Origin of the sequence: Noviherbaspirillum sp. (genome assembly GCF_036846085.1) — a bacterium.
GTDB lineage: Bacteria > Pseudomonadota > Gammaproteobacteria > Burkholderiales > Burkholderiaceae_D > Noviherbaspirillum.
This window is the reverse complement of sequence record NZ_DAIUCO010000268.1, coordinates 1-6909: the sequence shown is the minus strand read 5'-3', so window position 1 is coordinate 6909 and position 6909 is coordinate 1. Positions and strand designations below refer to the sequence as shown.

General features: G+C 59.6%; 7 protein-coding genes. 6 read left to right on the top strand and 1 reads right to left on the bottom strand.

Annotated features, from left to right (window positions below; translation table 11 throughout):
- The first annotated feature begins 205 nt into the window (after positions 1–205).
- Positions 206–1627, top strand: a complete 1422-nt coding sequence (gene fumC / locus V7080_RS21990) for a class II fumarate hydratase (RefSeq protein WP_442947272.1) — start codon at positions 206–208, stop codon at positions 1625–1627.
- Here fumC and V7080_RS21985 read toward each other — a convergent pair.
- Entirely contained in the window at positions 1624–2526 is a 903-nt protein-coding gene (locus tag V7080_RS21985; RefSeq protein WP_334190522.1) for a LysR family transcriptional regulator, read from the bottom strand. The two genes, fumC and V7080_RS21985, sit on opposite strands and share 4 nt — an antisense overlap.
- A 101-nt stretch (positions 2527–2627) precedes the next feature.
- Between V7080_RS21985 and V7080_RS21980 the strand changes: the two genes are divergently transcribed.
- The 5 genes from V7080_RS21980 (at position 2628) to V7080_RS21960 (ending at position 6744) form a co-directional block, all read left to right on the top strand.
- Positions 2628–3335 (top strand): histidine phosphatase family protein, encoded by a 708-nt coding sequence (locus V7080_RS21980; protein WP_334190521.1) that lies wholly within the window; start codon positions 2628–2630, stop codon positions 3333–3335.
- A 14-nt stretch (positions 3336–3349) separates the two neighbouring features.
- Positions 3350–4120: an SDR family oxidoreductase gene (locus V7080_RS21975; RefSeq protein WP_334190520.1), complete on the top strand. Its 771-nt coding sequence runs from the start codon at positions 3350–3352 to the stop codon at positions 4118–4120.
- A 38-nt stretch (positions 4121–4158) separates the two neighbouring features.
- Positions 4159–4605 carry a PaaI family thioesterase gene (locus V7080_RS21970; protein ID WP_334190519.1) on the top strand — a complete coding sequence of 149 codons (447 nt, stop codon included), beginning with the start codon at positions 4159–4161 and terminating at the stop codon, positions 4603–4605.
- Between the two features lie 39 nt (positions 4606–4644).
- Positions 4645–5871: an acyl-CoA dehydrogenase family protein gene (locus V7080_RS21965; protein ID WP_334190518.1), complete on the top strand. Its 1227-nt coding sequence runs from the start codon at positions 4645–4647 to the stop codon at positions 5869–5871.
- Positions 5872–5982: 111 nt separating this feature from the next.
- Positions 5983–6744 (top strand): SDR family oxidoreductase, encoded by a 762-nt coding sequence (locus tag V7080_RS21960; RefSeq protein WP_334190517.1) that lies wholly within the window; start codon positions 5983–5985, stop codon positions 6742–6744.
- Positions 6745–6909: the final 165 nt, after the last annotated feature.

The following is a 6909-nucleotide window of genomic DNA, read 5'->3' as shown; positions in this document are numbered from 1 at the left end:
CCGGCCAAGATTGTGAAGCAAAGCCACCACTTATCCTAATGTCCGAATTTCCGGGGCCACCTCTTTCCTTGTGGTATCCAGTGCCTGTATAGGAAATTAGCAGGCTGGCACTGGAAATCGTTGACTGCATGGCGAACCATTGCATTCAATGCAATGTCTGATATCGGCGATTGTCCATTTCTTTAACATCTTCATTTGCTTCAGGATGCACAATTTGAATTGTGGGGTTGCAGTGAAAACTCGACGTGAACACGATACTTTCGGCGATATCGACGTGCCTGATAACCAATTATGGGGAGCCCAAACACAGCGCTCCTTACATTTCTTCAGCATTTCAACCGAAATACTTCCGAATCAACTAATCACCGATCTGGCGCATGTAAAACGTGCTTGTGCCGCGGTTAATCGCGACTTGGGAAAGCTGGCGCCGCCGAAAGCCGATGCCATAATCTCCGCCGCAGAAGAAGTAATCGCACGCAATCACTTCTCCGAATTTCCCCTGTCAGTGTGGCAGACAGGCTCCGGCACCCAAAGCAACATGAATATGAATGAAGTCCTAGCCAACCGTGCATCCGAATTGCTCGGCGGGCGCCGTGGGCAGGAGCGACTTATCCATCCAAATGATGACGTCAATCTAGGCCAATCTTCAAACGACATCTTTCCCACGGCAATGCATGTTGCTGCAGCAACCGCAGTAACGCAGACATTAATCGAGCCGCTGCAAGCTTTGCGTAATACTTTGGAGGAAAAATCCTCCGCCTTCAACTCCATCGTCAAAATCGGCCGCACCCACCTCCAGGACGCCACGCCGCTCACCCTCGGCCAGGAATTCTCCGGCTACGTCGCACAACTCGACCACGCCGAATCCGTCATCAACGCCATGCTGCCTGGACTCTACGAACTCGCCGTTGGCGGCACGGCGGTCGGGACCGGCCTGAACACTCATCCCGAATTTGGTGAAAGGGTGGCCGCCGAACTCGCACGCAGCACCGGCCTGCCATTCAAAAGCGCTACCAATAAATTCGCCGCGCTCGCATCCCATGACGCAATGGTGGCAGCGCACGGTGCGCTAAAAACGCTGGCGGCGGCGCTGATGAAGATCGCCAACGATATCCGCTGGCTGGCGTCCGGTCCCCGCTCCGGGTTGGGCGAGATCAGCATTCCCGAGAATGAGCCGGGCAGTTCGATCATGCCGGGGAAGGTCAATCCGACGCAGTGCGAGGCGTTGACGATGCTGTGCTGCCAGGTGTTCGGCAATGATGTCGCCATCAACATGGGCGGGGCGATGGGCAATTTCGAATTGAATGTGTTCAAGCCGCTGATCGCCCATAATTTCCTGCAGAGCGTGCGCTTGCTGGCCGACGGCATGAAGAGTTTCGACGAGCATTGCGTGCGGGGGATCGAAGCCAATCATGACCGCATCGCCGAGCTGATGGAGCGTTCGCTGATGCTGGTGACGGCGCTGGCGCCGCATATCGGCTACGACCGTGCGGCGCAGATTGCGAAGCAGGCGCATCGCGATGGCAGCACCTTGCGGGAAGCGGCGCTTGCGCTCGGGTTCGTGACAGCCGAACAGTTCGACCAATGGGTCCGCCCGGAAGACATGACCCACCCGAAAGCGGGTTAATTCGCAAACGACTGCATGATCTGCTCCCGCAGCCAGCGGTTGGCGGGATCATTGTCCACGTTCGCATGCCAGTACAGGAACACGTCAAAGGCCGGCACTTCGAGCGGGAAGGGCAGGATCTGGTTGTCGAACTGCTGGTTGGCAATACGCGCATAACGGCCCGGCATCGTCAGGATCAGGTCGGTCTGGCTGACCACCCGGCAGGCGGCAAAGTAATGCTGGCATCGCAGGCGGATGCGCCTTTCAACGCCGAACCGGCTCAATTCAAAATCCTCCAGTCCTAGGCCCTTGCGGCGCGAGCTCGCGAGGATGTGGTCCTGCTTCAGGTAGGTCGATAGATCCAGTGTGCCGTTGATGGCCGGGTGTCCCCTGCGCGCGACCACCACGGTCGAGTCCTGGTCGATGCGGGTATGCAGGATGTCGCTGGACAAGGGCAGCAGCACATCGATGGCACCGTCCAGCGTCCCCGCCGCCAGTTCACTTTCGAGATCACGCCGATCCACTTGGCTGGCGGCAAGGTCCACCAGTGGCGCGCTGCTGCTGACGCGCTGGATCAGCGGCGGCAGTATGGTCGCTTCCAGTACATCCCGCAACGCCAGCTTGAATTGCTTGGGCGTGGTTGCCGGATCGAAACGGTCCAGTCCATTCAGCGTGACTTCCAGCCCGCGCAGGGAACGGCGCACCGGCTCGATCATGCTGCGGGCCAGTGGTGTCGACACCATCGTGTGACCCTGCCGGATAAACAGCGGGTCGTTGAACATCGTGCGCAGGCGTCCAAGCGCATGACTGATCGCCGGTTGGGTCAGGTTCAGCTTCTGGCTCGCTCGGGTGACGCTGCCTTCGGTGTAGATCGCTTCAAAGACCGTGAACAGATTCAGGTCGATTCTGGATATATGCATGAAATTGATGGAAGCTGATAATAACTATTCATTTGATAGATTCTATTCCCGAAGTTAAGCTCTTCACAACTGATGAGTAATGATTGTGAAGGCGGTTTTTCATGGGACAGATTTACCTGATTCGTCATGGCCAGGCGTCGTTCGGAAGCGCCAATTACGACGAACTCTCCAAAATGGGCCATGAACAGGCCCGGCATCTCGGGGAATGGTTTGGCAAATGCCAGCAGAAATTCCACCGCGTCGTCACCGGCGACCTGAAGCGGCACCAGCAGACCGCGCAGGCCTGCACCGCCGCCATGCCGGAAGTCCTGCTGCTGGATGCGCAGTGGGAGACCGACGCCGGCTTCAATGAATACGACCACCATGAAGTGCTGGTCCGCCATCGTCCCGCGTTCGACGATCCGGCGGCCGTGCACAAATTTTTCGCGGAGACGCCAAACGCCCGCTACGTGTTCCAGGGGCTTTTCCAGAAGGCAATGGCGCGCTGGATGAGCGGCGAGCACGACGCCGAGTACCGCGAGCCGTGGTCGGTCTTCCGCACGCGTTGCATCGCTGCACTGGAACGCGTAATCACCAGCGCTGGCAAGTCGCAGAACATTGCAGTCTTCACTTCGGGTGGCACGATCGCGACGCTATGCCAGCACGTGCTCGGCTTTCCTGATCGCCAGGTAGCCGAACTCAACTGGTCGCTGGTGAACTCCGCCGTTACACGGCTGATGTTCCGGCCCGGCGCGCTGACGCTGAGTTACCTGAACAGTTTCGCCCACCTGGAAGCACTCGGCCAGCCCGAAACCATCACTTATCGATAATCGACAGGAACATCATGACCACACCAAATCTCTTCGACCTCAGCGGCAAGATCGCGCTCGTCACCGGCGCCAGCCGCGGCATCGGCGAATCCATCGCCAAAACACTCGCCGCTTACGGCGCGCATGTCGTCGTCTCCAGCCGAAAGCTGGATGGCTGCGAGGCAGTGGTGAAGGCGATACGCGATGCCGGCGGGTCGGCGGAAGCGATCGCCTGCCATATCGGCGAGATGGCGCAGATCGAAGCCTTGTTCGCGGCCATTGAAAGCAAGCATGGCAAGCTCGACATCCTGGTCAATAACGCGGCGACCAACCCGTATTTCGGCCATATTCTCGACACCGACTTGTCGGCGTTCCAGAAAACGGTGGACGTCAATATCCGCGGCTATTTCTTCAGCTCGGTCCTTGGCGCGAAATTGATGAAGAAGAACGGCGGCGGCAGCATCGTCAACGTGGCGTCGGTGAACGCCATCGTTCCGGGCGATCAGCAGGGCATCTATTCGATTACTAAGGCGGCGGTGATGTCGATGACGCATGCCTTCGCGAAAGAGTGTGCTTCGTCGGGCGTTCGCGTCAATGCGTTGCTGCCCGGCGCAACCGATACCAAGTTCGCATCGGCGCTGATGCATAACGAAGAAGTGCTGAAGCGGCTGATGCCGCGTGTGCCGCAGCGGCGTGTCGCGAAGCCGGACGAGATGGCGGGCGCGGTGCTGTACCTGGTATCGGACGCTGCAAGCTACACCACCGGCACCTGCCTCAACGTGGACGGCGGCTACCTGGTGGGCTGATCCCGCACTTCTACCGACCTACCGACAAAGGAATCTCCATGAGCGATTCACCGCATTCATTGCCGCCGCAGGCAAGGCAGGCGCTCGAAAAGATCGTGCTTGCCATGCCGATGGCGCAGTTCCTCGGTTTGAAATTCATCGGCATTGAACGCGGCGAAGTCACTCTCGAGATTCCGTACCGGCAGGAGCTAAGTTTCCGTCCCGGCCAGATGCAGGCAACGGCAATTTTTGCCGCTGCGGACTTTGCCGCCATCGCCGCTGCGGGCACCACGCTGCAGCCCGGGTGGATCAACGCCAGCATCGACTGCACGCTGAAGATCGTTGGTCCCGCCAACGGCGATCGTCTGGTCGCGCGTGGCCGGGTCATCACGCCGGGCAAGCTGATCACGGTGTGCGCAGCCGACGTCTTCTCGGTGCGCGGCGGCGAGGAAACGCTCTGCGCAACGGCACTGGCCACCGCACGCAATATCGAAATCGGAAAATAAATCATCGTGCATACATCGCACCACTAACCGGAGTAAATAATGGATTTCCAATATAGCCCCAAGGTACAAGAGCTGCAGAAGCGCCTGATCGCATTCATGGATGAGCATATCTATCCGAATGAAGCAAAGTTCCATGGAGAGATCGCGGAGAACCGCCGCAAGGGCGATGCCTGGGTGCCGACCGTCCTGATGGAAGAGTTGAAGAAGAAGGCGCGCGCGGCGGAACTGTGGAACCTGTTCCTGCCGGAATCCGAGCATGGGGCAGGCCTCACCAACCTGGAATATGCGCCGCTGTGCGAGATCATGGGACGCGCGAGCTGGTCGCCGGAAGTGTTCAACTGTTCCGCGCCGGACACGGGCAACATGGAAGTGCTGGCACGCTACGGCACGCCGGAACACCAGAAGCAATGGCTGGTGCCGCTGCTGAACGGCGAGATCCGTTCCTGCTTTGCGATGACCGAGCCGGCGGTGGCGTCGTCGGACGCGACCAATATCGAAAGCCGCATCGAGCGCGACGGCGACGAATATGTGATCAACGGCCGCAAATGGTGGTCGTCCGGCGCCAACGATCCGCGCTGCAAGGTCTTCATTTTCATGGGCAAGACCGATCCCGATAACCCCAACAAGCACCAGCAGCAATCGATGATCATCGTGCCGCGCGATACGCCGGGCGTGAATATCCTGCGGCACCTGCCGGTGATGGGCTTCGACGATGCGCCGCATGGCCATGCGGAGATCGTGTTCGAGAACGTACGGGTTCCGGCATCCAACATGCTGCTCGGCGAAGGTCGTGGGTTCGAAATTGCGCAGGGCCGCCTCGGACCGGGCCGCATCCACCACTGCATGCGATTGATCGGCCTGGCCGAACGTGCCCTGGAAAAAATGTGCCAGCGCACGCTGACACGCGTGGCGTTCGGCAAGCCGGTCGCGGAACAGACGGTGACTCTGGAACGCATTGCCGAGGCACGCATCATGATCGACCAGGCGCGGTTCCTGGTGCTGAATGCCGCCCAGATGATGGACACGGTGGGCAACAAGGCCGCCGCCAAGGAGATCGGCATGATCAAGGTGGCCGCGCCGAACATGGCGTGCCAGGTGATCGACTGGGCAATCCAGGCGCATGGCGGCGGCGGCATGACGGACGAGTTCCTGACGCATGCCTACGCCGGCGCGCGATCGCTGCGGATCGCTGATGGCCCGGATGAAGTGCACCGGAACCAGATCGGCAAGCTGGAGTTGTCAAAGTACAAGACGCTGAAACGATAGGCCGGGCAGGCAGCCGGAGAACCGGCTTGCTCAAGCAAAGGAATCCCGCGCATCCGCAAGCGATTATGCACGGGATTCCTTGTTGCGTTTGAACACTCAATGAGGAATGGCATGGCGGAACAGTTATTTGCAAACAAGGTGGTATTGGTTACCGGCGGCGCCGGCGGCATCGGCCGCGCGACGGCGCTGGCGTTCGGTGAGGCCGGCGGCCGCGTGGTGGTTTCCGATGTATCGCCGGCCGGCGAGGAGACGGTCGCGATGATCACCCAGGCAGGAGGCGAGGCGATCTTCGTCCAGTCCGATGTATCGAAGGAAGCGCAGGTGGAAGCGCTGGTCGCGAAAGCGGTAGCCGCCTATGGCCGGCTGGATTGCGCGTTCAACAACGCCGGCATCGAGGAGGAAAGCAAGCCGCTGGCGGACGCCGACGAGGCGCTGTTCGATCGCATCATCAGCGTTAATGTGAAAGGCGCGTGGTTGTGCATGAAGCATGAGATACGTCAGATGCTGAAGCAGGGCGGCGGTGCTATCGTCAATACCGCATCCGTGGCCGGACTGGTCGGTGCGCCGTTGCAGCCGATCTATGCGGCGAGCAAGCATGCGGTGGTCGGCATGACGAAAACCGCCGCGGCGGAATACGGCAAGGCCGGTATCCGTATCAACAGCGTCTGCCCCGGCGTGATCCGCACGCCGATGATGGAACGGGCTCTGGAGCGCGAGCCGCGGCGTGAAAAAGGCATTGCCAAGATTCACCCGATCGGCCGTATCGGCGAGGCGGGCGAGATTGCCGGCGCGGTGTTATGGTTGTGTTCCGACGCGGCGTCGTTCGTCACCGGCCACCAGATGGCGGTGGATGGTGGATTGACGTGTGTTTGAAACGATAAAAAGTGTTCTATAACAAGAAGAGTACGGTGCAGATGAATAACTACTCCTTGGTAAAACCGAAAGGAATAGGTTGTAAGTGAACAGGTTCCCTCCCCATTCAGGGGGAGGGCTAGGGTGGGGGTAGTGAGGTTGGGTGACCACATGCGATGGCTCAGG